The 26,428-nt window shown below is 41.4% G+C and carries 19 protein-coding genes, 1 tRNA gene and 1 pseudogene; 14 read left to right on the top strand and 7 right to left on the bottom strand.

Translation table 11 applies throughout. The features are described from left to right. Positions 1-16 precede the first annotated feature (16 nt). The 5 genes from AC1DYB_RS16110 (at position 17) to AC1DYB_RS16090 (ending at position 4,867) form a co-directional block, all read left to right on the top strand. Positions 17-196 (top strand): hypothetical protein, encoded by a 180-nt coding sequence (locus tag AC1DYB_RS16110; protein WP_477436414.1) that lies wholly within the window; start codon positions 17-19, stop codon positions 194-196. Further along, on the top strand, positions 197-502 hold the full coding sequence (locus tag AC1DYB_RS16105; RefSeq protein ID WP_477436412.1) for a DUF3784 domain-containing protein: 306 nt from the start codon (positions 197-199) through the stop codon (positions 500-502). Between the two features lie 167 nt (positions 503-669). Then, positions 670-3,087 carry an ABC transporter permease gene (locus AC1DYB_RS16100; protein ID WP_477436410.1) on the top strand — a complete coding sequence of 806 codons (2,418 nt, stop codon included), beginning with the start codon at positions 670-672 and terminating at the stop codon, positions 3,085-3,087. 97 nt (positions 3,088-3,184) lie between these two features. After that, on the top strand, positions 3,185-4,090 hold the full coding sequence (locus AC1DYB_RS16095) for a helix-turn-helix domain-containing protein (protein ID WP_477436408.1): 906 nt from the start codon (positions 3,185-3,187) through the stop codon (positions 4,088-4,090). 51 nt (positions 4,091-4,141) lie between these two features. Further along, a complete protein-coding gene (locus tag AC1DYB_RS16090; protein ID WP_295714016.1) occupies positions 4,142-4,867 on the top strand; it encodes an SDR family oxidoreductase in 726 nt (241 codons plus the stop codon). 613 nt (positions 4,868-5,480) lie between these two features. On the opposite strand, the gene AC1DYB_RS16085 is transcribed toward AC1DYB_RS16090, so the two are convergent. Then, positions 5,481-6,482 (bottom strand): hypothetical protein, encoded by a 1,002-nt coding sequence (locus tag AC1DYB_RS16085; RefSeq protein WP_477436406.1) that lies wholly within the window; start codon positions 6,480-6,482, stop codon positions 5,481-5,483. Between the two features lie 451 nt (positions 6,483-6,933). On the opposite strand from AC1DYB_RS16085, the gene AC1DYB_RS16080 reads away from it, so the two are divergent. Both AC1DYB_RS16080 and AC1DYB_RS16075 read left to right on the top strand, forming a co-directional pair. Further along, positions 6,934-7,206, top strand: coding sequence for a hypothetical protein (locus AC1DYB_RS16080; RefSeq protein ID WP_477436404.1), 273 nt, complete (start codon positions 6,934-6,936; stop codon positions 7,204-7,206). A gap of 393 nt (positions 7,207-7,599) precedes the next feature. Further along, complete coding sequence (locus tag AC1DYB_RS16075) at positions 7,600-7,983, top strand: hypothetical protein (RefSeq protein WP_477436402.1); 384 nt, start codon at positions 7,600-7,602, stop codon at positions 7,981-7,983. A gap of 276 nt (positions 7,984-8,259) precedes the next feature. Here AC1DYB_RS16075 and gap read toward each other — a convergent pair whose 3' ends face one another. From gap to pfkA, 3 genes are read right to left on the bottom strand one after another with little or no spacing between them, the layout of a single operon-like run. Next, a complete protein-coding gene (gene gap, locus AC1DYB_RS16070; RefSeq protein WP_295714012.1) occupies positions 8,260-9,255 on the bottom strand; it encodes a type I glyceraldehyde-3-phosphate dehydrogenase in 996 nt (331 codons plus the stop codon). 7 nt (positions 9,256-9,262) lie between these two features. After that, positions 9,263-10,111 carry a hypothetical protein gene (locus AC1DYB_RS16065; protein WP_295714010.1) on the bottom strand — a complete coding sequence of 283 codons (849 nt, stop codon included), beginning with the start codon at positions 10,109-10,111 and terminating at the stop codon, positions 9,263-9,265. Positions 10,112-10,114: 3 nt separating this feature from the next. Further along, a complete protein-coding gene (gene pfkA, locus AC1DYB_RS16060) occupies positions 10,115-11,101 on the bottom strand; it encodes a 6-phosphofructokinase (protein WP_295714008.1) in 987 nt (328 codons plus the stop codon). Positions 11,102-11,230: 129 nt separating this feature from the next. Between pfkA and AC1DYB_RS16055 the strand changes: the two genes are divergently transcribed. Further along, the gene (locus tag AC1DYB_RS16055; RefSeq protein ID WP_477396694.1) at positions 11,231-11,923 is read left to right on the top strand and encodes an NUDIX hydrolase; all 693 of its coding nucleotides are present in this window, start codon (positions 11,231-11,233) and stop codon (positions 11,921-11,923) included. A 200-nt stretch (positions 11,924-12,123) separates the two neighbouring features. Here AC1DYB_RS16055 and AC1DYB_RS16050 read toward each other — a convergent pair whose 3' ends face one another. Together AC1DYB_RS16050 and AC1DYB_RS16045 are read right to left on the bottom strand one after the other, a co-directional pair. Continuing rightward, a complete protein-coding gene (locus AC1DYB_RS16050) occupies positions 12,124-12,984 on the bottom strand; it encodes an N-acetylglucosamine kinase (protein ID WP_295714004.1) in 861 nt (286 codons plus the stop codon). Positions 12,985-13,306: 322 nt separating this feature from the next. After that, entirely contained in the window at positions 13,307-14,242 is a 936-nt protein-coding gene (locus AC1DYB_RS16045) for a Nif3-like dinuclear metal center hexameric protein (protein ID WP_477436399.1), read from the bottom strand. A gap of 123 nt (positions 14,243-14,365) precedes the next feature. On the opposite strand from AC1DYB_RS16045, the gene AC1DYB_RS16040 reads away from it, so the two are divergent. The 5 genes and pseudogenes from AC1DYB_RS16040 to AC1DYB_RS16020 all read left to right on the top strand — a co-directional run bounded on the left by AC1DYB_RS16040 (position 14,366) and on the right by AC1DYB_RS16020 (position 21,363). Next, the gene (locus AC1DYB_RS16040) at positions 14,366-15,100 is read left to right on the top strand and encodes a DUF4184 family protein (RefSeq protein ID WP_477436397.1); all 735 of its coding nucleotides are present in this window, start codon (positions 14,366-14,368) and stop codon (positions 15,098-15,100) included. 616 nt (positions 15,101-15,716) lie between these two features. After that, positions 15,717-15,790, top strand: a tRNA-Arg gene (locus AC1DYB_RS16035). Positions 15,791-16,126: 336 nt separating this feature from the next. Next, positions 16,127-16,423, top strand: a pseudogene (locus AC1DYB_RS16030) (RagB/SusD family nutrient uptake outer membrane protein); the annotation flags it as partial. Between the two features lie 245 nt (positions 16,424-16,668). Next, the gene (locus AC1DYB_RS16025; protein WP_477436395.1) at positions 16,669-20,322 is read left to right on the top strand and encodes a family 78 glycoside hydrolase catalytic domain; all 3,654 of its coding nucleotides are present in this window, start codon (positions 16,669-16,671) and stop codon (positions 20,320-20,322) included. A 717-nt stretch (positions 20,323-21,039) separates the two neighbouring features. Next, positions 21,040-21,363 carry a hypothetical protein gene (locus tag AC1DYB_RS16020; RefSeq protein WP_477436393.1) on the top strand — a complete coding sequence of 108 codons (324 nt, stop codon included), beginning with the start codon at positions 21,040-21,042 and terminating at the stop codon, positions 21,361-21,363. Between the two features lie 133 nt (positions 21,364-21,496). Here the strand turns inward: AC1DYB_RS16020 and AC1DYB_RS16015 are convergent, their stop codons facing one another. Continuing rightward, the gene (locus AC1DYB_RS16015; protein WP_477436391.1) at positions 21,497-22,882 is read right to left on the bottom strand and encodes a pectate lyase family protein; all 1,386 of its coding nucleotides are present in this window, start codon (positions 22,880-22,882) and stop codon (positions 21,497-21,499) included. Between the two features lie 1,035 nt (positions 22,883-23,917). Here AC1DYB_RS16015 and AC1DYB_RS16010 point away from each other — a divergent pair. Further along, entirely contained in the window at positions 23,918-26,380 is a 2,463-nt protein-coding gene (locus tag AC1DYB_RS16010; protein WP_477436389.1) for a TonB-dependent receptor, read from the top strand. Positions 26,381-26,428: the final 48 nt, after the last annotated feature.

Below are 26,428 nucleotides of genomic sequence, written 5' to 3'. Positions count from 1 at the left end.
AAGCTAAATTTGTTTTATGAACGAATTGAATAATTATAACGGGGATAAGCAGCCCGAAATTTATCCTGACTATGTAATTAAAGGTGTAAAGGATTCTTTAAAGCAAGCGGAGAAAGGGTTGTTAACCCCATTCACAAATATCAAGGCAATGCTTAACCTCGAACAAGATCAAAATTCAAATCCTCAATCCAAATAAATGTTTAACCTGATCGTATTTGGCGTTATTGCGATGGTGATGCTTTTATTGGGCTACCAGATAAAGTATAAAAAGAAGGCCAACCTCATATCTGGTTTTAATGAAGACCTCGTTACCGATGTTAATGGCCTGTGCAATTGGGTAGGCGGGCTGATGCTCATCAACGCCGCGATAGCCCTTTCTACCGGTATTTTAATGGCTTATTTCCCCGCAAAAATGGATCTCGTGCTCATGTTTTTTGTTTTGGGGATAGTAATTACTTGTGTATTCGCGGTTGTGGGTACACGCAAGTTTAAAAGAAAGTAGCTATTAATATCCAGCCGGTTAGCGGCGTTCGCCTGCCCGTTAACGCACATGAATTGTAACGTATCCGTACAGTAGAGTAAATTCAAAGTCGATATAATATATTGAATGTCAGTTAATTAAATTTAAGGCATGTAGTTGGTTGTCTTTCAGGCATAAACACAATTGTTATGCTTAAAAATTACCTGTTGGTTGCTTTTAGAAACTTATCTAAAAACAAAGCCTTCTCGTTCATCAACATTGTTGGCCTGGCTATTGGTATGGCTGCATGCCTGCTTATTTTGCAGTATGTAAGTTATGAATTGAGTTTTGATAATTTCCACGTTAAAAAAGATCGTGTATACCGCATAAACCAGGACAGGTATAACAATGGTAAACTAAGCACCCAATGGGCGGGCGGAGCCTTTGCACCGGGCAGCGCATTCAAAAACGCTTTACCCGAGATAGAAGATTTTGTAAAAATAGTAGGTGCGGGGCAGGCCCTGGCCAATTATAAAGATCAGAAGATGGTGATCAAAAACGATTACTATGCGGGCGCATCCTTCTTTAATATCTTTTCGTTCCCGTTAATTAGCGGCGACCCCAAAACTGCATTAAAGGAACCAAACACCGCGGTAATATCAGAAGAAATGGCCCACAAGCTTTTTCATAACACAGATCCTGTTGGGCAAACACTGTATCTTAATACCGATAAACCCATGAAAATTACCGGTGTTATGAAAAAAATACCGGCTAATACCCACTTTAAATTCGACTTTTTGCAATCATATAGTACCCTTTTAAAGGAGAATCCACCTAATAAAGATTTTAACCTGGATGATGCCTGGCTCAATGATGGCTGCACAACCTACCTCTTGCTTAAGCAAGGTGTCGACCCGAAAATATTGGAAGCTAAGTTTGTGCCGGTGGTAAAAAAAATATATGACAAGTACAAAAGCGCAGGCGAAGGAGGAGTATATACTTTACAACCTGTACAAAGCATTCACCTGTACTCCAACCGGATGCTGGAGTTTCAACCCAATGGTGATGGCAAATCTGTTTATTTACTATTGGGCATAGCCATATTTGTCATCGTTATCGCCTGGATCAATTATATCAACCTGGCAACGGCCCGCGGCATTGGCAGGGCCAAAGAGGTGGGTGTGCGTAAAACTTTAGGTTCGGCGAAGGCGCAATTGGTGATGCAATTTATGCTGGAGGCTATGCTGCTCAATGGGCTGGCTATAGTTGCCGCCATTTTGCTTATTGTTATCTGCCTTCCGGTTTTTGCCAATATATCGGGCTTGCAAATGGGTTTTGTTTTGTTTAACGAGCCTGCTTTTTGGGTGGCGGTTTTGAGCATATTCTTATTAGGTTCGTTCTTCTCCGGCTTCTATCCTGCTATTGTGTTATCTGGTTTCAGGCCGGTAGAGGTGATGAAGGGGAAAATATCGGCATCTCCCAAAGGTATTATTTTGCGTAAAAGCATGGTAGTATTCCAGTTTGCCGCATCTATATTTTTGTTGATCGGCTCGCTCACCGTTTTCAAACAACTGCAATTTATGCAGAGCCAGAAGCTGGGCTTAAAGATTGACCAGACATTGGTAATTAAAGCGCCATTGGTTAAAGTAGATTCCTTTTACCGCAGCATGAGCGCCTTTAAGCAGGAGGGCCTGGTACAATCAACGGTTAAAAATATAACCGTCTCTACATCTATACCCGGCGAACCCGTATTTTGGAACGCGGGCGGTATTAAACTGGTAGGGGCCGACCAAACCAAGGGTAAGCAATACCGCATCATCGGCACTGATTATGATTACCTTAACGGCTATGATATTAAATTGCTGGCCGGCAGAAAGTTCTCTAAAGATTATGGTGATGAGCCGCACAGTGTGGTACTCAATAAAAAGGCTACCGAGCAAATGGGTTTTAATAAGCCAGATGAAGCCATAGGTAAACGCATTGATTTTTGGGGACAGGTTTACACCATAGTTGGCGTGGCCGATAACTTTCACCAACAATCTTTGAGGGATACTTATGATGCGCTGATATTCAGATGTATTCCGGATGTAAGGGGGTATGTATCGGTAAAAATAAATTCCAGTAATATTACCCAAACTGTTGCCGGGCTAAAGCAAACATGGTCTGCCTTTTTTCCCGGCGATCAGTTCGATTACTTCTTTTTAGATCAGTATTTTAACGAGCAATACAAGGCCGACCAGCGCTTTGGGCAGGTGTTTGGTGTATTTACCGGCATCGCCATTTTTGTGGCCTGCCTTGGCTTATTTGGCCTGGTATCCTATACCATAGTGCAGCGCACCAAGGAGATTGGTATCCGCAAGGTATTGGGAGCTACGGTAAACAATATATTAACCCTGCTTTACAGAGATTTTGCCTTACTGGTTATAGTATCATTTGTAGTATCGGCACCGCTTGCCTGGTATGCCATATCCAAATGGTTACAAACGTATGCCTTCCGGGTTGATATTAATCCGTTGCTGTTTGGCATTCCGTTTTTGGTAGTGATGGTTATTGCCTTTGCCACAGTTTCATTTTTAAGCATAAAGGCCGCGTTGATGAACCCGGTGAAAAGTTTAAAAACAGAGTAAATTAATCAAAGGGGCTTTCTGCGGATGGGTATGTCGGCTGTGTGTCTTGTTTTTAGTGTTATATCTCCATTGCCTATTTATTTTGTTATTTTGTGGCATGCCAGTTTTAACAGCTCCTGATAAATCCGTTTTGCGAACCTATCCATTGCTGCAAAGTGATGGTGAGTCGGCATCAATGATTGAAGTGCGGGCGGCCGAAACCGGTTGTGGCGAGTTTAAACTCGATCCGGCATTTTTAATCCCTCACCGTAAAGATTATTACCTGTTTGTGCTGGTAAAGAAAGGCAATAATCGCCATTGGGTCGATTTTATGCCCTACACCATAAAGCCCGATACTTTTTACTTTACAGTACCGCAGCAGGTGCACCTTAAAGAACATTCGGGCCCCATGGAAGGCCTGTTTGCCAGCTTTACCGAGGAGTTTTTGCAACTGGAGGAGAACCGTATGCTAAAACAGCTGCCCATTATCCAGAATCCTGCCGGTGCGCATGAACTTTTACTCAGCCAGCAAGATATGGCATTTGTTGAAGATGTAATGACCAAAATGCTGGCTGAATTTAATACCGATGGCAGCTGGCGCAACCACATGCTTACATCGTGGTTGCGTGTATTGGTAATATACCTCAGCAGGTTGTATGCCGAGCAGTTTAGTGAAACCTGCTTTACCCTAAACTATTGCCTGCTCAAAAACTTCCAAACGCTTATTGGCGAGCATTATGCCACCCAGCATGATGTTACAGCCTACGCCGAAAAACTCAACATAACACCCGGTCACCTTACCGAAGTTATTAAACAGCAAAGCGGTAAAACCGCCATTACCCATATTCATGAGCGCCTCATTGTGGAGGCCAAACGCAGGCTGTTGCATACCGATCTGTCGGTTAAGCAAATTGCCGATGAACTTGGTTTTGAGGATGCCGCGTACTTTAACCGCTTTTTTAAACGCCTTACAGATACCACGCCGATAAACTACAGGCAGCAAATCCGGGAAATGTACAGTTAATGCCCTGCTATGTGCAGTGGTATTAAAATGGCGCCGCCGTAGCTTTGCTTTATGAATAAACAAACAGTTTTAATAACCGGTGCCAATAAAGGCATTGGCTTCGAGACCGCCCGCCAGCTGGCCAGGGCAGGTTACCATATATTTTTAGGAGCACGCGATAAAACTAATGGCGATAAAGCCGTTGAGCAGCTAAAAGCAGAAGGATTTGCAGATGTGGAATTGTTGCTGATTGATGTTGCAGACGAACAATCGGTTCAGCAAGCGCATACCAACCTTGCCAAACGAATTGATCATTTAGATGTGCTGATCAATAATGCAGGCATCCCAGGCGCTTTCCCGCAGCCGGCAACAACCGTAAGCGACGATACTATGAAACAGGTTTTTGAAGTAAATTTCTTTGGCGTGATACGCACCGTAAGGAATTTTATCGACCTGCTTAAAAAAGCCGAAAACCCAAGGATAGTAAATGTAACCTCAGATTTGGGTTCGCTCACTTACCATAACGATCCGGACTGGGAGTATTATCACTTTAAATCTGCAGCTTATGGTCCGTCAAAAACGGCTTTAAATGCCTACACCGTTGCGCTGGCTTTTGAATTGAAAGACCAAGTGAAAGTAAACATGGTTAACCCCGGCTACACCAATACCGAATTTAACGGTAACCAGGGCCCAAAACCGGTAGAAGATGGCGCAGCACCAATTGTGGAATATGCTATGATTGATAAGGATGGCCCAACAGGCAAATATATCAGTGATAACGGCGAAACGCCCTGGTAGGTTTTTGGAGCAAGGATTTTTGGATTAAGGACTAGAAGATAAAGGAGCAAGGACTTTTGGACGAGGGATTAATAAGAAAGAAGTCATGCCGAACTTGTTTCACTGTTGTCCGGTAAAATCTCCTTTGATATATAAAAACATCTCTTAAGGCCTAAAAAAGGCCTTTTTTTGTGCATTTTCAAAACCAAGCCCCCTAAAAACTCAATAATTCATTTCTTTTTTAAGAACCGGCTGTCCGGTAAAAAAAGCACGCAATCTTCGATATTTTTGCCATTTAACCTGTTCTGAATGCGCTATAGCTTCAAAAAAAAGTTTTTACTGGAAATATCGCAGCCATTTCTCAACCGGCTGTCCGGTAAAGTTTTATTCAAATCTTTTACCGGACAACAGTGAACTTGTTTCGGCATCCCACAGGACAGGTAAACCTGCATGAAGTATACTTAGCATATGGGGTGCCGAAATAAATTCGGCATGACTTTTAGATTTTTTGGACAAAGGAGCAAGGATGGAATTAATATTTATTTAATGCACTCATAACCATGTGTCATTGCGAGGAACGAAGCAATTTCCGGGCTATACAGGGTGAGAGGCATGGCGTGCTAAAGGATGCGATTTATTTACAATATTTGGCAATCATGGCATTGGTGGTGTCGTCTGCTCCTAATGCCTTAATCTTATTCCAGTCCTCACACGCTCCGGCGGCATTGCCCATATACCACTTACACATTCCTCTTTTATATAGATTAGTTTTATCCGTCGGCACATTTTTCAAAGCTTTATCATAGTAATAAATAGCCAGGTCATAGTCTTTATTGTTATAAGCTTCATTACCCTTTTGCGCTGATAAGTATGCGGGCAACATGGTTTCTGAGGTAGAGTAACCCAAGCTTATTGTTGTATATACCGCAACAGGTTTTCCGTTCAATGTGGCGGCTTTCCATTTACCTTTTGCTTTGTTAAAAACTTTAACGAATTGTTTTTTAAAGCCTTCATCAATACCCTCATAAATTTTTAAACTATCGGCTATGCCCTGTTTAGATACGATAAACCCGGCACTAAAATATCCAGCCCTGCCGTCCATACTAATTTTATCCCTGATGCCGTCATAAATATATCTTTGAAAACTATCTTCATTAAATTGGGCATAAATTTTAGCACTTTGCTTAAAAACGGTATCTACACCTTTTACCGCGTAAACATCTTCCGGCTTCAACACAATTGAGTTTTGATATACATGCTCCGGAATAAAATAAAGTTTTACAGAGTTTGGATCATCGGCACCGTCGCGGCCGTATTGCACCAAAATAAGTGTATCCTTAATTGCTTCTATTTTAAACCTGTTTATCATTCCCCCCTCGGGCGATTTAAATACCAACATCCCATAATTTATTTCAAACAACATGGGCGCATTAAATTCAAAATAACTAACGGTAGCCTGTGCTTTATCGGGGTGCTCAAACTTATATTTAAAGTAAGTGTACTTCATAACATGGTCGTCTGGCAACTCCACGCCATCACTATAGGTAGCTTTGCATTTTACCCATGTACCATAAATTACCTGCGCCTGAATTGAGCATGCTGTTAGCAGCAAAAGGAGAACAAAAAAATATCTCATTGAAAAAGTTTAGATGGATAAAGATAGTTTTTTTTGCAAATATTTAGTCCCGATATTCGTCCCCGGTTGTGTGGTGTAAGGTTGGGCGGACAAGGTGTTTACCTGTTAAGTTATATACTATATTTGAACCTTTAATAGCTGATTGTGCCCTGGGTTATCGTACTGGTAATATCAGAGGGACGCCATTAGCGTTAAAAATACGGCTTATGTGGCGATGGCCTTGTTTGGTTATTATAACTGCCCATCCCCGCCACGTTATTGCGAGGCGAAGCAATCTCCGGGAATGGCGGCGCATACTTAGCACGCTAACCACAAGGGTGGTTATTTGTAGCGGAGGAAGCAGAGGATTTGCACGCGTGCACCAGCGATGGGGGCATTTGGGATAGCGATTTTGACACACGCGGCACGCGTGCGCCAGTGATAGAAAGTCAATAAAAAAAATAAATAATCAATGGAAACATTATTTGAAGTAATAGGTATTTTTAAAACATTGGCTGGTGAAATAATCATACTTAGACTTCCCAATAGTAATTCAACGATTAGTCAAGGAACCATACTAAGAAATGATACGGGTTCAAAGTTGAAAATTTTAGGAATAGGAAATGGGAAAAAGCCAAACTTGGAAAATTCAAATAATGATGATTTACGAGTTATGAATTTTAGAATTGAGTGGATTTATGGCAAAAACATATTGGCTGTTGGTGATTTGCTTTATTTGGATTAAGAAATGGCTTCCCCAATACGCATGTGCCGTGTTGTTATCATAGACATTTAGGATGACGATTTTGACACACGCGACACGCGTGCGCCAGCGATAGCAGGTATTTATTTTTTTGCCTCTGGCAGGTGTTTTCACTGCACAAGCCTGAGGTCTGGATATCGCATCTAATAACCCGATTACAACTGTAACAATTTTACAGGATAACAGCAGCTGTTATGGCCTTTTGGAAAACGAAATCATCAACCAATGGTGAAAATATCAATCACAAATTGCGTAAGTAATATTTTAGATTAATTTTTTTTCTTTTTGAGAGAATAAATTATATAGTTTTGCGCGCGTTCTGCGGGCCGAATAGGCCTGCAGGGCAACACTATCTAATCTACAAACATATCAACTATGAAAAAAACACTTCCATTTTTATCCTTACTTGCGGTTATGGCTATGGCAGGCTGTAGTAAAAAAAACAACGTAACACCGGTAACCAGCCACCAGGTTACCTTCAGTACAAATGCAAGCGGCTACAAAACCGTGATAAGCCTTCAGGCAAAAGGAACTGCTGCCGAGGATGCCAAAGTATTAACATCGGCAACCAATACCGGTACCAGTTTTGCTTATAACACCACCATCACCACCGGCGATCATTTGCTTATCAGCATCACCCCCGATGGCGCCAAAGATGTGTATCATTATCAAATTGACGATAATGCTGCAAAAGCTGAGGGCGGCGACTTAAGCGTGGCAGCAGGCACATCATTAGTGCTGCATTACCCTAAAAACTAATTTGCTGTATTTTACCGCCCTTCAATAAAAAGGGAGGTAATAAAATAAGTTAACAAGGCCGCCTTGGGTGGCCTTGTTTGTTTTTGGGATAGCCTATCATCACAACTTTATTGCGAAGAACAAGGCAATCGCAAGCTTTACAGAGCAGCTTTACACAGTACGCGATTAGCCGCGCTGCGCTCGCAATTGACATAGTGGAGAAGCAATATAGTGCAACCAAAAAGCCCCGGCTAATGCCAGGGCTTTTTGGTATAAATTAAGATTGATGATCTGGGATTAGATTTTGCCTAATTCCTGAACAAGGTCGATCAATTTGTTTGAATAACCCCATTCGTTATCGTACCATGATACTACTTTTACAAAGTGATCATTCAGGCCGATACCAGCTTTTGCATCAAAAATTGATGTGCGTGCGTCGCCTTTAAAGTCTTCAGATACTACGTCATCTTCAGTGTAGCCAAGAATGCCTTTTAATTCACCTTCAGAAGCTGCTTTCATAGCTGCTTTGATGGCATCATATGAAGCACCTTTTTTCAAACGTACAGTTAAATCAACAACAGATACGTCGGCAACAGGAACACGTAATGACATACCTGTTAATTTACCTTTTAACTGAGGTAACACTAAACCAACTGCTTTAGCAGCACCTGTTGATGAAGGAATGATGTTTTGATAAGCGCCACGGCCGCCTCTCCAGTCTTTTGCAGACGGGCTATCGACGGTTTTTTGAGTAGCTGTAACAGCGTGTACAGTAGTCATTAAACCTTCTTCGATACCAAAGTTATCATCCAATACCTTAGCGATAGGGGCTAAACAGTTGGTAGTACATGAAGCGTTTGAAACGATAGTTTGATCTGCTTTTAATTCTTTATGGTTAACACCCATTACAAAAGTAGGGGTATCATCTTTAGCTGGCGCGCTCATTACTACTTTTTTAGCACCGGCATCAATATGTTTTTGAGCAGATTCCTGAGTTAAGAATAAGCCAGTTGATTCGATGATCACTTCGGCACCTACTTCACCCCATTTAAGGTTAGCAGGGTCCTTTTCAGCAGTAACACGGATGGTTTTACCGTTTACAACCAAATGTCCGCCTTCAACAGCAATAGTGCCTTTGAATGCTCCGTGAGTTGAATCATATTTCAACATGTAAGCCATGTAATCTGGCTCAACCAGGTCATTAATACCAACAACTTCAATATCGGATCTTTCAATTGCGGCCCTGAATGCCAGACGGCCAATACGGCCGAAACCGTTAATTCCTATTTTCATGATTTTTTTAATTTTTATTAGAATAGTAGGTTAATAAATTATTTATGGGTTCTTTTATAATGTTTGCAATTTGAAGGTTAGCCTCGGCAGCGCTCTCATATAAAAGTTCCTGAAAGTTGGCAGCAACCGTGCCCACAAAATGGATGGAGGCTTCTGGATGTTGCTTACTCAAAGGTACTAAATATGTGGAAATTAGCGTGCTAAATCCTTTTTTTATGACACCCTGTAGATGGTTGTCCAATTTGTTCTCGATGTAAAATTCGGTAAACGAGCTAAGGAATAATGCCGGTTGTTTTTGACGATAAACCTTCTCTAAGAGCGTTTTTCTATCGGCATCATATTTATGGATGAATTTTTTGCGGATGTTTGGCGGCAGGGTTTGGTTCATGAAACCTTTAATAAGCTGCCGGCCCAGCCAGTTGCCGCTTCCTTCATCGGCCAGTATATAACCAAGGCCATAATTATTCGGCGCAACTTTTTTACCATCGTACCAGCCGGCGTTTGAGCCGCTGCCGCAAATGCTCACAATGCCCGGCGAGTTTTTGCAACAGGCGATGGCCGCAGCGGTAATATCATGCTCAACAGTTACCTTACCAAACTTGAAAAATGCTGACAGGGCGTTATGGATCACCTGCTTGCGTTCATTAGATGAGGCACCAGCGCCAAAAAAATAGATGCGTTTTATTTGTTCTGCGTGGTGTATAAGGTTGATGTTTTTGTTGAGGAGCTGCAGTATGTGCTTTTCGTCGTTAAAATAGGGATTGATGCCATTGGTTTTAAAGGAAGCAATAGTTCTTCCTTTATCGGCCAGGCGCCAATGTGCAAAATACGATCCGCTATATACTACTGCAATCATTAATTATATCGATAATATATCTGCCATAAGTAAAAGATCTGGTTCCAGTTTAAACTCATGATGGTTAAGTGCTTCCTCTAAAGTGGTGAGCACAATGTTATTGGCTTGCAAACCTACCATTTTTTGTGATTCTCCCGCTATCAAAGCGTTAACTGCTGCAAAACCTAAACGGCTGCCCAAAATACGGTCAAAACTGGATGGGCTGCCGCCTCTTTGCAAGTGGCCTAATATAGTTACTTTAATGTCGTAGTTCTTAACTTCTTTTTGCACCGCTTTGGCTACGTCATAAACGCCGCCGTTTTTATCACCTTCGGCCACAATAACAATGCTTGATGATTTTTTATTCATATGCCCTTCCTTTAGGTTTTGAATAAGATCTTCTATAGCGGTTTGTTTTTCGGGCAGTAAAATGGCTTCGGCACCGCATGAAATTCCGGCACGCAGGGCGATAGCGCCCGAGTCGCGACCCATCACTTCAATAAAAAACAGGCGGTCGTGCGCATCGGCAGTGTCGCGTATTTTGTCAATAGCTTGTATAACAGTATTGGTAGCGGTATCAAAACCAAGGGTATAGGTTGAGCCGCAAAGGTCATTATCAATAGTGCCGGGAACGCCCATTACGGCTATATCCGGATATTTTCTTGAAAAACGCAGGGCACCGGTAAATGTACCATCGCCACCAATTACCACCAGGGCATCAATGCCGTGCTCTTTTAAATGCTTGTAAGCCGTGGCCATACCTTCATCTTCTTTAAAGGGCAAACAGCGGGCTGTTTTTAAAATGGTACCTCCTAAATTCAATATATTACTTACTGAGCGTTTGTTCATGTCGTACATGTCGTTCTCAATAAGTCCTTTATAACCTTGTCTTACACCTACAACCTCAAGGCCGTTATATATAGCTGTTCTTACAACCGCACGGATACATGGGTTCATTCCGGGGGCATCACCACCAGAAGTTAAAACAGCAAGTTTTGAAATTTTATGCATTTTTACACCACTAAATTTGTGCTACGAAGATACAGTGTGTAAATTACACCATTAAATTTATTTGTTTTTTTTTAGATTAGAAATTAAGGACCTATATTTAAACCATTAACTTAAATCTCAACAACTATTTTGGAAGTAATGCTACCTAAGTTCGATTCCGTATTCTCTATAGACTGCGTAATTTTTGGTTTTGAAGCCGGCGAACTTAAGATTTTATTGATAGAGCGAAACGAAGAACCATATAAAGACTGGTTTGCGCTACCTGGCTATATAGTTGAGCAGGATGAGAGTATAGATGACGCGGCAGAACGTATTTTATATGAACTTACCGGCCTGCGCGATTTGCACATGCAGCAGTTTCATACTTTTGGTGAGGTGAACAGGCACCCGCAGGGACGCGTGATCACGGTGGCTTATTATGCGCTTATCCGTATTAACGGGCAAAAAGAACTGCGCCCCGTAACCCAATTTGCAAAGAAAGCTATCTGGCACCCGGTTAATGATTTGCCAAAACTGGCCTTTGATCACAGCGAGATTTTCAATACCGGCTTTAACAAAATCCGCAGGAGGTTGCACTATCAGCCAATAGCGTTTGAATTGCTGCCAGAAAAATTTACACTAACCCAACTGCAATCGCTTTACGAGGCGGTGCTTAATAAAAAGCTGGATAAAAGAAATTTTCGCAAAAAGATGCTCAGCTACGGCTTTTTAAAAGAGCTGGACGAAAAGCAAAAAGGCGTATCATACCGCGCCGCAAAACTCTACAAGTTTGATAAACGCAAATACGGCAAGATTTTTCAGGGCGAAATGAATTTGGGATAGGAGGAGAAGTAAGAATCAAGAGTCAAGAATCAAGGCAGCTGCACTTGGCAGGGTTAATATAAACCGGGCCGGAAATATTTCCGGCCCGGTTCTTTTTTTGCTTTTTGGCGACTCTACTTAATATAAAAGGGCTGGAATTTTTACCTCCAACCCTTTTTCTTTTGTCTTGATTCCTGACTCTTAATTCTTGAGTCCCGCAGCTACAAAGAGCTTGGCGATAACTCTAAATGGTATTTTACCAGGTTATCTATAGGCGAGCGGATGATGTTACCTACAACCATTCCGTTTTCGGTAACTACTTCTTCCAGTACGTTACGGAAATTGTAACCAACCGAACCTATGCAGTTAAAAGTATATTTCTGATAATCAGGGTAATGTGTAACCAGGTTGCGGAAGAAATCCTCAAACGAGGTACGTACCAGGTTGCGTGAGTATTCTATATGCACATTGTTATCATAAACAAACTTGCTGAAACTCGCGCAAAAGCGGTTTGCACGTGGCTGGGTATAAACCTGCTCGTTGATATCATCGGGCGTAAGTTTAAAGGTTTCCCAAAACAGGTTACGTACCGGCTCGGGCATATAACCGCGTAAATAATCAACCAGTAATTTTTTGCCGATGTAGCAGCCGCTGCCTTCATCGCCAAGGATGTAAGCACCCGAATCGATGTTTTGAACAACATCCTTACCATCGTAGAGGCAGGTATTTGTACCGGTGCCCAATATAGCTGCAAAGCCTTCGGTGTTACCCAAAAGGGCACGTGCCGCCGCCAACAGGTCATGGCCAATATACACCTTTGATTTGGTGAAAACCGCTTCCATAGCTTCTTTCACAATGTTACGCATATCGGGCGTTGAACAACCCGCGCCGTAGTAATTAACTTCGGTTATTTCATCTTTCTCAAGATCGGTAGGCAAACTTTCGTTTAACGATTGTATGATGTACGCGGTGCTCGAAAAATAGGGATTGTAGCCCTCAGTGTTAAAATACACTTTTTTACCCTCTTCAGTAACCAGACACCAGTTTGTTTTAGTTGAGCCACCGTCAGCAATTATGATCATAAATTAAGTTTTTAAAAAAAAATTCGGTTAAAAGTAGGATTAACTTATTGTAAAAAAAACACTTTGTAATCTAAAAGATAAAAATTGCCATTTTCACCTCAAGAACAGTTTCTTTTTACACAAAATCTAACTTTAATGGCATAACGTATCATTATTAATAACGCTTTATTATAAAATTAGGGTATTATAATAAATGTAAAACTAACATATAATTAAGGATCAGGCCATTGAAGCAAGCTTTTCTGCAATTGTACGTAATGTTAAATAATTTAACAACACCTATTAACAATACTTGAATATAATTATGCTAAACCAATTTAGTTTACATAAAAGAAAGCGAGTTTTTTGGCGAAATATGAACTGATTTAATAGCCGGAAAATTACTCTTCAACCAACTCACCATAAATTCCGAGCCGGGTTCTTCACTGGCGATGTGCCCCAACACAATCAGCGATAAATTATCCCCCTTCGCACGGGCATCGCGCACATATTCTGCAGTTTCCCATTCCTGTATTTCGCCCACTATTAATACATCAGGCTTTATCTTACTGGCTTCACCTATCTGCCTTTTACCACCTGCCGCTCCGGGTAAAAATAATACCTTTTGGCAGCTTTGCGCCGGATCGCCGATGTATCTTAACATACCAATAGATAGTTTTGTTTTAAGGTACGCAATCAATGAACTTAAGGTAGTAGTAGGCAGTACAAGTACGTTGCCCAACTCGGGTTTAAGATAAGCACCCCAGTTTAACTGCTTCAGCACTCCTGCACCGACACCATCAGGCCTTAGGCTGTGAATATAATCGTGGTTTCGCCATACGGCTATGTTATGTTCTTTAAGTAGTTGAGCTTTGTATTGGTATACATCGTCATTAGCCAGCCATTGGGTTTCATCGGCATGGTTATAAAAAGTAGGCTCATGTGCAATAATGAAATTGGCGTTTAAAGCTATGGCCCGTTTAATAACTTCGATGGTGGCAAACATGGTGGTAATAATGCCGGTAACTTTAATGTCCCTGCTGCCGCTTTTAAGTGTATCAACAGTTGAGGGGAAAGGTGCGCCTGCAATTTGACTAATAAATTTATCGATGATCTGCCCTACAGTAACATCATCATTTACCTCAAAGAAACTGGCAGCGTTCCCGGCAAAGGGCATGGTTAAAAAAGCAGTAGCTGCCGTCACTTTGCTTAGGTTGAAAATAAATTTGCGCCTGTTATGGTTCTCAGTTAAGGGAAAAAGATCTTTTGTAGGGTTCATAATGGTTGATTGGGTAGATCAAATATAAAGAATAGGGGGGAATTGGTTTCTGATTATAGAAGATTGTTTAAAATGCATAGTTTAGGGTTGCAAGCACTTTAAACATTACCTTAAATAAAACAGATGCCACTCACCTTTGCTCATCCCGCTATAATTTTACCTTTAAGATATCTTCCGAAACGATGGGTTTCGTTAACGGGCCTGGTCATAGGCAGCATGGTGCCCGATTTTGAATACTTTATGCGAATGAGGGTGAAAAGCATTTACAGTCATACCTTGTTCGGGTTATTTTGGTTCGATCTCCCTTTGGGGCTTATCTCAGTGCTTATTTACCGGCTACTCATTAAAGATAAACTTATAGATCATCTTCCCGAAACATTTAGCAGGCGATTTTCGGCTTATAAGGGCGACTCTGCTTCAGAACTATCATTTGCTGTTATCGCGATCGTGTGTTTATCGGTCATCATCGGTGCTGCGTCGCACTTAATTTGGGATGGCTTTACACATCCCCATGGATATTTTGTAGTCGCTATGCCTGCGCTGTCAGCAATCGTTCGTTTGGGTAGTCAGCAGGTGTATGTTTATAAATTGATGCAGCATAGCAGCACCCTCATTGGGTTGGCTGTTATTGTTGCAGGGATATTACTTCTGCCTGAAAGAAGTAGCACAAAAACTGCTCACATAACAAAATATTGGTTAACTATTGCCTTGGTAAGCATATTAACCACTATAGCCAGGTTGATAACGGGGCTTACCTTTCATGACTATGGAAGCTTAATAGTTACCGCGATTGCTGGGGGAGCAATAGGTTTAGTTATCGCTTCTTTTACTATTGTGAACTATAAAACAATGAATTAACTTGAATGATATATTTATAATGACTGTGTCCTTTTTACACATAGGGGTTGCAGGATTTAGTAAAGTGCCCTATATTTGCCCCCTCATAAGGTAAGTGGTTCACACTTATTAATTGTGATAAGGTTTAGGTTTAAAGCCCCAAGCAGCGAGTGCGAGGGGCTTTTATTTTGAACCTGATTTTTTGATTGGCGGGCTGGCATGACGGTTTTTTTATTGACTTTTTATTGTAGCCGGGTAATTGAAATAAAAAACTTATTCACTACTTGGAGAAATTCATAACCATTTGTCAATAATTTCGTATTAGTTACAAATCACAAATTGATATGAATTTTATAATTGCGTTTGGGGCAATTTTGCTCTCGCTTGGTATTTTTTTGATAGTAGCAATACTATTCTTCAGTCTCTTAAAATACATTAAAAAGAAGTATTACCCTAACTGGAAATTTCCCGACTATATAAGTGTTGGATATGCCGAATATCTGTACAAAAAGTATATAAAAAGGGAGCGTCTGTAATCAATAAAAAAAATTGATTGATATTTAACCATAATTTTGCATCTTTGCACCGCGAAAAATACGATGGTTTCCTTAATAGTGCTATTGTTTAAAACGCAGATGGTCCCATAGCTCAGCTGGATAGAGCAACAGATTTCTAATCTGTAGGTCTTAGGTTCGAATCCTAATGGGATCACAAGCATTACCCAAAACAGCCTTTACGATAACGTGGAGGCTGTTTTTTTTGTTTCACAAATTGCTTCAGATGTTGCCTTTTGGCCGGTTTCAGGGCCTTTGTTTTATATCTGTATCACAACGTTTCATAAGCTTTATGAATACTAATGATTTTTGTCAATGCGTTGCTTATAAGTATAACCTCAGGCGGCTTCTATTGCCTATGTAACTACCGGAGGTATAACTTATCCGTTTATAAAAAAACACTTAAATCCACGTAGTTTATTTAACAATACCAACAATGACTGGTATATTTATCGATATTCGGAAGTTTTACTTTTGTTAAGAGGCTTTAAACGAGGAGGGTAAGACAGGCGAAGTATTACCCTATATTACACAGGTCTGCACCAGTGCATTTGGCGGAAGTTCAGCTCCTGCTATTGCCGCGAATCAGACCGGGTTGAGAAACGCTGTTATGCACGAAAGGCAGGTATTGCTCGCTTTTGAAAATAAGAGGTGGATCGATCTGGTTAGTACCGGGCAGGCAAAGCAAGTGCTGAATGCGCGGGGTGTAGAAATCAAAGCAGATCAACAAAGCTTATTATTATCCGTTACCAACTTCTGTTATGGCTGGCTTTCTTGCGTCTTTTTATAACGTTATGGATATCAGGTTTTTGTTTCTTGGTCCGCAGTCAGAAATTTTGGTCGATCCTGCGGTTAAGCAAAACCGTGGTTATTAAAAAATATTATTTTACTATTTTAAAAAGCGATCCTATCTTCATGCAATTATTACCATCTGTGCAAAGATCGGGGCTGCTTTGGAAAAGGTACGGTCTGCAAAATATCAGATCGGCAATGCAGGCTGATATTTGATCTGAATACATACTTATTATACACCTAATGATGATAAAAAAAATCGCTTGTATGCCTAAAACGGCTGTTCTGTTTTTGTTGCTTTTGTTTTTATTTGCTCATGACGTTTTGTTAGCTGCCGATAAGGGTGCTTCAATAGTCGGCTTGGAAGTTGAGTATACCAGCACACCGATTGGTATTGACGTTAAAACGCCCCGGTTTAGCTGGCAAATGTTGGCGCCCGAGGGATCCCGGGAGTATAGTCAAACGGCCTACCAGGTAACGGTCAAAGATGCCACGGGCAAGTTAGTTTGGAACAGCAATAAAGTAAAAAGCGGCATAGCTTTAGGGATTGTTTACACAGGAAGCCCGCTTAAAGGCACCACGAGGTATACATGGACAGTAAGAGCCTGGGACCAGACAGGCAGGGTATCTTCAGGTACTTCATGGTTCGAAACCGGGCTCATGGATACTGGCATGTCTGGCTGGAATGGTGCTCGATGGATAGGAGGAGGGGATGGTGATTTGGTGCTTTACGCGCATTACCTGCCTTTATTTGACCTCAAATATAAGCTGACCATAACTCCTGGCAGCAAGAGAGCGAGTGTGATTTTCGCTGCTAACGATCCCCGCTTGATGGATAGCAATAAAAATATCTTTCAGATAGCGAACAAGAAAAATGAAGCTTACTTTAAAGTTGAATTGGATATTTCAGCACTTGAAAATGGTGGCAATGCACAAATCAATATTTACCGGGCTGGTTATTCCAATGGGGATATCGCTGGTAAGGTAATTAAAAGTTTTCCTGTCAAGCCTGATGTGATCAGCAAGGGTAATCAAAACAAGGCGCATCAATTTCTGGTTCATAATGAATATGGTACCCTAACGTTGTCTGTAGACAACGATAAATCATTCTTTATACCAGAAGAGGTAAAAAATGAACCTGCCCCCGGAGGGTTTCCCACCGGAAATCGTGGTGCCTTTGTAACCTTAAATCCCCTGGGCGCCGGCCATGATGTAATCTCCTATGGCATGCTCGGTGATATTGGTTTTTCTGCTGATGCCGGGCAAAAAGCCTCTTTCTCTGATCTCGCGGTATCTAATATTCGCATGCCGGGGAATACTTTATTTAAAGAAGATCTTAGTAGCTCCGGATATAAGGGGATATTTAAAACTGATGCCAGCGATCCAGGATCGGGTTTAACCGTTAAAGACGGAGCATACCAAATTAACGGTGGAAGTAATGGTGCTTTTATAGTTGCAGATCCAAGCCATAACGCCATGCCTATGCTGAGGGCCAAATTTGACGCAGCGAACAAAAGCATAGCCACTGCACGGCTTTATGTTACTGCGAGAGGCATTTATGAGATTTACCTGAACGGTAAACGGGTGGGCAATGATTATTATAACCCCGGCCTTACGCAATACAATAAAACCCATCTTTATCAAACCTATGATGTAACCGGTATGGTTAGCAAGGGACCTAATGCCATAGGCGCTATGCTGGGTGAGGGCTGGTGGAGTGGTATGCTCAGTTATGGCGCTATCTGGAACCATTTTGGTGACCGGCAATCGTTATTGGCAAAACTGGTCATTACTTATGCTGATGGTTCAAAGGACGTAATCACTACGCAGGACAAAAACTGGAAATATTACAATAAAGGGCCAATCATATATAGTAGCCTCGATATGGGAGAAGTAGATGATGCCACACGGGAACAAGCAGTGAAAGATTGGAGTACGGCGAATTATGATGATCGAAACTGGCAGAAAGCAGTAGAAATTGCTTTGAAGGGAACCACCTATTCGGGAGATTCTCAGGATTTTGCGGGTAACCGGCAAACGCTTGATTTTGATCATGTTTCACTGATAGGACAGATCGGTAATTCTGCCGGTATTTATAAAATACTAACGGCAAAAAGCATGAAGGAAATTCGTACAGGAGTATACGTGTATGATATGGGGCAGAATTTTGTAGGTGTGCCTAAGATAAGTATCAAAAATGGAAGAGCCGGGGAGAAAGTCACTTTGAGATATGCTGAAATATCATATCCTGATTTAAAGGAGTCAGGTAAAAACGTAGGTATGATTATGACGGAGAACTACCGTGCCGCTTTAAGCCAGGATATTTACATCATGAAAGATGGCGACCAGATTATACAACCACATTTTACCTCGCACGGATACCAATATATTGAAATTACAGGTGTTAAGGAACCCCTGGCGCTGAATGCCGTTCAGGGCTTAGCCATCAGTTCGATAAAAAAACTGACTGCTGATTATGCTACTTCCAATCCGAAGGTAAACCAGTTATGGTCGAACCTGACCTGGTCAAACATAGATAACTTTCTGACTATCCCCACCGATTGCCCCCAAAGAAATGAGCGTATGGGCTGGTCGGGTGACATTAGTATTTTTTCGCCAACGGCCACCTATGTTTCCAACGCAGATCAGTTTTTACGGCGGCATATGATAGCTATGCGTGACCTGCAGACGGATAAGGGACGGTTCACGGATATCGCTCCGGTAGGTGGGGGTTTTGGCGGGATTATCTGGGGCAGCGCGGGCATCACGGTGGCCTGGGAAGCTTATCAGCAATATAATGATATATCATTACTGGCCGAACATTATGATGCTATGTGCAGGTATATGGCTTATATAGAGTCGACCATTGACCAGAAAACTGGCTTGAGCTCGGATGGGGTATTGGGCGACTGGCTTGGCCCGCAATATCTTCAGCTTGGCACAGCATTCCCGGTTACTGCTTATCATGTATATGACCTGGGCATCATGGCAAAGGTTGCGGGTATCTTAGGCAAAAAGGAAGATGCGCAAAAATTCAGAGAAAGATATAATGAACGCAAGGATTTCTTTAACCGGACCTTTGTAAACACCGATAAAAAAGCCGTTGGATTGGTAGGGGGAGGATTATTTGGTGGCCCGGCGAAACGGGAATTTAAGGTTTCAGATACACAAACGGCTTACGCCGTAGGCCTGGCGCTTGGAACATTCGCTGATGAAAACATATCTTATATGGTGAAAAACCTGGCTGCTGCTGTTGAACGCGAAAACAAAGACGACCAGGGCATTGTACGGTCGCCATATTCACTGATGACGGGATTTGTGGGTACAGCGGGTATCAGCAAGGCCTTGTCTGATCATGGATATAGCGGGTTGGCATACAAGATGTTGCAGAATGACCATTATCCGTCATGGCTTTACGCTATTGACCAGGGTGCCACAACCATTTGGGAAAGGTTGAATGGCTATACCGTTGAGCATGGTTTTGGGGGCAATAACAGTATGAATTCGTTTAATCATTATTCATTTGGAGCGATAGGGCAGTGGATGATGGCTTATTCCATTGGGATACAACGTGATGAGCCTGGATTTAAAAAGTTTATACTGCAACCCGAACCAGACCTAAGTGGCCAAATGACCTGGGCCAAGGGTTATTATGATTCTCCTTACGGTCGCATTAACAGCAGCTGGAAAGTAGATGGTAAAGTGTTGATTTATAAGGCAACGGTACCGGCGAATACATCGGCTACTTTATATCTTCCCGCTGTTAATGTAAAATCCGTATCTGAAAGTGGTAAACCAGTTTCGGGTATAAAGGGTATCAGCTTTGTAAGGTTTGAAGGAAATAAAGCGATATATAAATTGGGGCCTGGAAGCTATGATTTCAAATCGAAGCTATAGGGCTTTTCAGATCAGGGGATTCGAGGTCAGAAGTATCTATTTGTCGTCGTATGGGGGATAGGAAAATCAGTAAAGAGTCATTTGATTAAAGGCAGGTTTAAATAACTGCCTTTAATACTGCTTTTGCATTTAATCACTTTCTACCCATGAACAGAGAATCCAATCTGCGCACGTTGATTAGTACGATGAAGCCAACGCTTAATAGTGGCGACTACTATGAAAAAGACAATTGCAATTATCATTAACGTATTTATCGCTGTACCGTTTATTGTTTTACCTGCTGTTAAAGCGCAGGAAACACAAGCTAAAATTACCTGAGCAAGGTCAGGAAAGGGTAAAGTCATGCTGAAGGTATTCAAAGACCGGGCAGGTTACATGTGATCCGAAAGCTTGCATATATACGTCAGCTTTCAACCATTCAAAATGTATGCTTTCAAAATCTGAGGGCAGTTGGAGTGAAGGGATTGCGTGTAATTACAGGAATTCTTGATATAACATTTTATTATTAAGCTGAATGACTATATTCGGTTCCCAAATTATTCAATGCGAGTAGCACATTATAAATACAGCGCCGGGCAAATATTTTTCGATTTAATCATACTACCGCTTATCATAGTTGCATTTTATATGCTTTTTATAGCGCGCTTTCCCGATCACAAACCCTGGCTTGTTTTTAGTTTTCTTTCGTTAATAATTATTGTAAGGTTCATTTATATTATGACTGCGTATTTGATCCCTTATTTAAAAGGTGAAACAGTTCTGGAATTGGATAATGATAAGCTGCAGCTTTTTCTAAAAGGGAAATTGCTGCTTCAAGTTCCCAGGGATGTTGCCTATTGGAAAGATATAGCCGAAATTAACTTTACCTCTCCGGATAAGGGGGCGCCTGTTATAAGTTTTATAATGAAGGACAAAAACACTTTCGGTTTTCGCACCAGGTATATTGCTGCAGATGCAAGCGATATTTATGGCACGATAATGTGGTATTTCCGAAATCAACAAAATGCATCTTCCGGGCAGGCGATTACTAATGGTGAATGATGTGGCTTTTGCCTTTCTCTTACATTTTCAGTTGAGCTCGCAGGCAAAGTATCATTAAATAAAAAAGCTTCAAATCTTTCAATTTGAAGCTTTTCTTTGTGGTGCCATTTGGATTAGAACCAAATACGTACTATTACTTCACGCCAGCTCCCGCTTGCACAATTGACGGCACATTGGCAGCAGGATCAAGAATAGCGCTATAAGAATAATCCGGAACCCAATCTGAAATGGCGGATGTGATGTTGTTGAGACCGCAATTTAAATAAATATTGGTGGTAACGCCGCTGAAATAACCTACAGGATCACCATCAAGATTTGTTGTAAGCGGTTTATTACATCCTGAAAAATATTCATTATCTGTTCTTACAGTGGCGCCATATCTCGCACCTATTGAATAGCCTCCGTTATTTAAATGGTAATTGTTAAACATGTGTATGTTGCCAAAAATCAATGAAGGCTCTCTTTCGCTTACATTATACCAAAAGTTATGATGCATAGTTACATGTAACAGATCTTTATTAGCGGCGACTGCGTCAGCTGTTAAAGCTCCTATAAGAACAGACAAGTTGGTATCGTGAAATTTACACCAGGATATGGTTATCAAATCAGCACCTTCGGTAACAACTATATCCTTACCCCAATAATCCCAGCCATGACTACGATCAGTTGAAAAATCACAATGATCTATCCATATATGGTGAGACCTGAACTTTACACAAACGGAGGATTCAGTTACGTAATTTTTCAGGATTAAGTTCTGTAAAATAACGTTGTTTACAGTAAACAGATATAAATTCACACCTTCTAATGTGCCCCCTGATTCGCCAATAATAGATGTATTGGAGCCGACGTAAACGGGGTCATATCCTGCACCTTTAATGATGCCACTAACGTAAACGGTTTTTGGAGTTGGACCTGCAACAGCCGCTCTAAAGTCTGCCAAGTTTGTTACGGTTACAGCTGGGCCGATAATACCACCTGTAGTTGGTCTGTGAACGTTGGCATATCCCAGTACCTTGGAAGTTATTTCAGTTGTAGGAGTACCAACTGCATTACCTGGTTGCGTTACTGGTCCTTTTGCTATGCCTGCTATAATATAAGCGTATTTTCTGCCATTGGTAAGTGGGTTGGTGTTGTCGGATGTAGAAAAGTATATATCTGTTCCCCAATGACTAAAACTCCCTCTTCCAATTTGACGGATGTCCTCGTGAAAAGTATGGGCCGGGCCTAATTCAACATCGTTTTCAAAAACCCTGAGCGTAGATCCGGTTGGTTGCTGATTGGAATCTCCTGAGAATGGGATTGGTCCTGCTTTATAGCTATTTAAGGTGTCCAACCTTATAGTAGATTCATCGATGGGGTAAATTGCTAATGCAGCTAAAGAGCTGGTAGCGTTTCCCGTTGCGTTTAATACAGGGGCTGAGATGTTGGGTTCTTGCTTTTTACTACAAGTACCCATAATGACAGCTACACCTACTACTAAGCACAATAATATCACTTTTTTTATTGTTTTTTTCATTTCCATATTTTTTTTAAAGAATGTTGTTATCAAAGGAACTCCCACTTAAAAAAATTACTGTGTAAAAAACACAGTTGTAAATGTAAAACACAGTTGTGAATGTGAAAACACAGTTGTGAATGGTTTCAAAAGTACAAATAGTTCAAAAACAACGTGTATGAAACTGCTAAAGCTCTTTTTATTGTGAACTTTGGTTGTAAAACAGGTGTAAAACCTACACACTTCATGGCGCAAAATTGGACAATTTGTCCTCTCTGATCCCTTTTCAAATTTTTTTATCCACATAGTTTGACACATTTTTGGTGCGGCGAAGAGCTCAGTAAGCAAAAAAACGGCGAAGTATGTGCAAACTAAATAGGGGCAATCCACCAGGTGCATGTAAAGATTGGAAAGCAGCCAGGGCATTAGGCAGCAGCGACGCAATAGATGCTATGCTGGCTAAATATGATAAATAAAAGCTCTTCTGTAAACTGTGACTGATTTTGAAACCAAATTGTTGATATTATCGTTTAAAAGATTAGTTGAATACCCGCAGCCTGCTCCTATCGATTAATATCACGTATTCATCGATACTATAATGTTTTATTTTATCAGGACTTGTATGTTAGTTTTATATAATATAGATATACTGATGGCCCTAATTATATTGGCGATAATAATTTTTTGCAGTTGTGTGGTATGTTTAATTGCAGTTCGGTTTCTTCCCGGTGCCGACGACCGCGATTGATGATATTCTGATTCCTGCCCGCTTCCTTTTTTTAACTGAGCTTCGGCCGGTGGGTTATTCCACCTATTTCCCTGTTGTAAATAAAGATATTTTAATTGCATTCCTGGAGTTGCCTGAAAGCTATTGATGCAAAGGGGTAAGTTATAAGGGTTTTGCATCTATGCATAATCGTTCCTGTGTTGATATTTTCAAACAAGTATTCATTGTGGGTAATTTTAGTAATTAGGTTTTGTTTATAAATAAAATTAGGTGAGACTAATTATTTTTATTTGTTATATATTTGCAAATAAACAAGCCTTGTAAATAAAATGAAAGTACTATACCTGCTATTAATGTTATGTATACCAGCCGCACTTAAAGCCCAAAATGGGGTGTTAAAAGGCAGGTTGGTAACCGGAAGCGAACCCCTTGCTTATGCAAGCATTGTATTAACCGGCACAACAATAGGTACAACATCTGATGAAAAAGGCTATTACAACCTTAAAAATATTTCTCCCGGCAACTATGAAGTTTCTTTTTCGGCAATAGGATACCTTCCCGAAAGACTTAAAATAGCCATCCATACCGGCCAAGCCACAGTTTTGCACGTCAATCTAAAAGAAAATAGCTCTAAACTAAATGAGGTAGTTATAACAGGGGTATCACGGGCTACAGAACTGCGCCGCAACCCGGTGCCAATTGCGGTAATGACCAAAAAGGAAATGAACGAAAACGTTAATAATAACATTATTGACGCTATAGTAAAAGGTGTGCCCGGTGTAAACGCGGTTACTACCGGGCCAAATATTTCCAAGCCATTTATAAGGGGACTGGGCTATAACAGGGTATTAACCTTGTATGATGGCATCAGGCAGGAGGGGCAGCAATGGGGAGATGAACACGGCATCGAAATAGATCAGTACGGAATTGGCCGCGCTGAAGTGATCAAGGGGCCAGCAAGTTTAACCTATGGCTCTGATGCTATAGCCGGAGTGATCAATCTGATACCCGCAATACCCGCCGGGGCCGATAGCGTATTAAAAGGAGATTACGTTACAGATTATCATACCAATAATGGCATGATTGGCGTATCGCTGGGTTTAGCCTATAAAAAAGTAGACTGGAAATATGCATTAAGGGCCACGGCTAAAATGGCTCATGATTACCGCGATAAAATTGATGGACTGGTATACAATACCGGTTTCAGGGAATATAATTTATCGGCGATGGCAAGGGTTGATAAAAAATGGGGTTATTGGCAAATAGCCGCTACGCTGTATGATAACCGGCAGGAGATACCCGATGGTAGCCGCGATTCGCTCAGCAGGCAATTTACCAAACAGGTAAATGAAATTGCTTATGACGATATTAAAAACAGACCTATAGTAAGCCCTGATGAATTAAGCTCCTATTCCATTGCGCCGCTTCATCAGCGTATTCAGCATTATCGCGTTTATACGCATAACCAGGTAAAATTAGGCAACGGCAGCCTTGATGCCTCGTTGGGTTTGCAGCAAAGCATCCGCAGGGAATATAACCACCCTACCTTAGCGCAGCAGGCAGGTTTATATGTAGTGCTTAACACCCTTAATTATGATCTGAAATACAATTTGCCCGCCATTGGCGGTATTGAAAGTACTATTGGGGTTAATGGTATGTACCAGGCCAACCGCAGTAAAGCAGCTACAGATTTTCCCATTCCCGATTATAATTTATTTGATGCCGGTACATTCCTGTTCGCCAGGAAAAGCTTTGGCAACCTTGATGTATCCGGTGGTATCAGGTATGATAACCGCCACATCCGGTGGAAAGATTTTTATGTTGGCCCGAATCCGCAAAACGGGTTTGAACAGCAGGTTAAATTACCCGATACCGCCGGCGCGCATTTACAATTCCCGGCATTTAAACATGTTTACAAAGGTTTTTCGGGCAGCCTGGGGTTAACCTACAACATCAGCGAGCGGTTGCTGGTAAAAGCAAATATAGCCAGGGGGTATCGCGCACCAAACATTACCGAGATAGGCTCAAACGGGCTTGATCCGGGTGCGCATATTGTTTACCTGGGCAACCGTGGCTTTAATCCCGAGTTTAGTCTGCAGGAAGATATCGGCATTATTTCCTATTTAAAAGATGTTGACCTCATAGCGGAGTTTTTTAACAATCACATTGATCATTACATCTACCAGGCAAAACTCACCGATGCCGATGGTAAGCCGGTGGTTATTGTTGCGGGCAACAGCACTTATGTGTACCAGCAATCAAAAGCACGGCTTTACGGCGCGGAATTTACCGCTAACCTGCACCCGCGTAACATTAAGTGGCTGGCGTTTAATAACAGCCTGGCTTATGTTACCGGTATTAACCAAAATGAGCAGTTGATCAGTAAATCAAACGGTGCGGCAAAATACCTGCCTTTTATCCCGCCACTACACATAAGATCTGAGTTAAAGGTTACTTTACAGAAAGCGTACGGTGTTTTTTCAAAGATCTGGTTTAAAACAGAAGCTGACGCCTATATGGCTCAAAACCGTTTCTATGCTTTGGATAATACAGAAACAGCAACACCTGGTTATACCCTTATTAATATTGGAGCTGGTACAACCATCAAGGGGAAATCAGAAAAAACTTTCTGCGAGCTTTATGTCCAGGTTGATAATTTGTTTGATACGGCCTATCAATCCAACCTGAACAGGCTAAAGTATTTTGAGTACTATACAAGTTCGCCCAACGGGCGCCTGGGCATTTACAACATCGGCCGCAATATGAGCTTTAAAGTAATATTCCCTTTTTAAGTGGCCTTAAAAATGGGAGAGAGCAATTCTAAAAAATTTCGGGATTTA

Source organism: Mucilaginibacter sp. P2_A4 (genome assembly GCF_056405015.1).
The sequence above is the reverse complement of the archived record's forward strand: the minus strand, read 5'-3'. Positions and strand labels throughout refer to the sequence as shown.